1 protein-coding gene is annotated in these 1,308 nt (G+C 65.0%); it reads left to right on the top strand.

Annotated elements, in window-relative coordinates:
* Nucleotides 1–48: 48 nt before the first annotated feature.
* Nucleotides 49–1,286, top strand: a protein-coding gene (locus tag BW982_RS17365; RefSeq protein WP_254845646.1) for an IS3 family transposase whose coding sequence is annotated in 2 segments (ribosomal slippage) — nt 49–328 and nt 328–1,286 — 1,239 coding nt in all. Because the reading frame shifts where the segments join, the coding sequence is not laid out codon by codon here.
* Nucleotides 1,287–1,308 lie beyond the last annotated feature (22 nt).

Genomic DNA, 1,308 nt, shown 5'->3' with positions numbered 1-1,308 from the left:
TGAATCGGCCTGACTTTCGTTCCGTTCTTCAAGCAAGGATGGAACTCGATGAACAGGAAGTACTCGCCGGAGATGCGTGAGCGGGCGTTGCGGATGCTCGCGGAGACGCGACCGTCGCACCCGACGTTGATGAGTGCCGCGCGGCATGTGGCGGGGCTGTTGGGGATGAGCCCGGAGACGTTGCGGTTGTGGCAGCGTCAAGTGGAGGTGGATGCGGGCGCTAACCCTGGGGTCACGACCGAAGCAGCGCAGCGCATCAAGCAGCTCGAGAAGGAGGTCTCGGAGTTGCGGAAGGCGAATGAGATCCTCAAGGCTGCGAGCGTGTTTTTCGCGAAGGAGCTCGACCGCCCCTGACCGCGATGATCCGGTTCATCAACGAGTACCGGGATCGTTTCGGGGTCGAGCTCATCTGCCGGGTCCTCAGACCCGCAGTCCAGGGATTCCTCACCTCCCGCGGCTACCGCGCCGCCCTCGGTCGAGCGCCGTCGGCCCGGCAGCTGAAAGATGAGCTGCTGGCACCGGAGGTCGCGCGGTTGCATGCGGAGAACTACGGCGTCTACGGGCGCCGGAAGATGCATGCCCTCATGCGCCGGCAAGGGTGGGAGATCGGTCGCGACCAGACGGAACGGCTGATGCGGCTCGCGGGCGTCCGAGGCGTCCGCAAGTCCAAGCGAGTGTTCACCACCCGCCCCAACAAGACCGCGGTTCTGCCGAGCGATCTCGTGAACAGACGCTTCACTGCGCCTGCGCCGCGGCGGCTCTGGGTCTGCGACGTGACCTATGTAGCCACGTGGTCCGGCTTCGCTTACGTCGCGTTCGTCACCGACGTCTACTCGAGACGCATCGTCGGCTGGAATGTTGCGTCGACGCTGCGGTCGGAAATCCTGCCGATGCAGGCGCTGGACATGGCCGCGTGGAACGTCGGCGGGCGCCTGGACGGGCTGGTCCATCATGCGGATCACGGGTCGAACTACACCGCGATGGTCTACACCGACCGGATCGTCGAACTCGGCGCCGTCCCCTCAACCGGAACCGTCGGCGACTCGTTTGATAACGCGATGGCGGAGGCGGTGAACAACCTCTACAAGACCGAGCTCATCCGCCAGCGCGGCCCATGGCGCACCGTCGAGCAGGTCGAGCTCGCGACCCTCGAATGGGTGTGGTGGTGGAACAACTCCCGCCTCCACGGTGAGCTCGACATGCGCACCCCCGCCGAGGTCGAGACGGCGTACTACGCTGACCAAGAATCAGCCAATCCGGCACCGGCCGGACAAGGCTCCCGATAGGAACGAAAGTCAGGCCGATTCA

Origin of the sequence: Microbacterium sp. RURRCA19A (genome assembly GCF_900156455.1) — a bacterium.
Lineage (GTDB): Bacteria > Actinomycetota > Actinomycetes > Actinomycetales > Microbacteriaceae > Microbacterium.
Note: the sequence above shows the minus strand (reverse complement) of the source record. Positions and strands in the feature narration are given on the sequence as shown.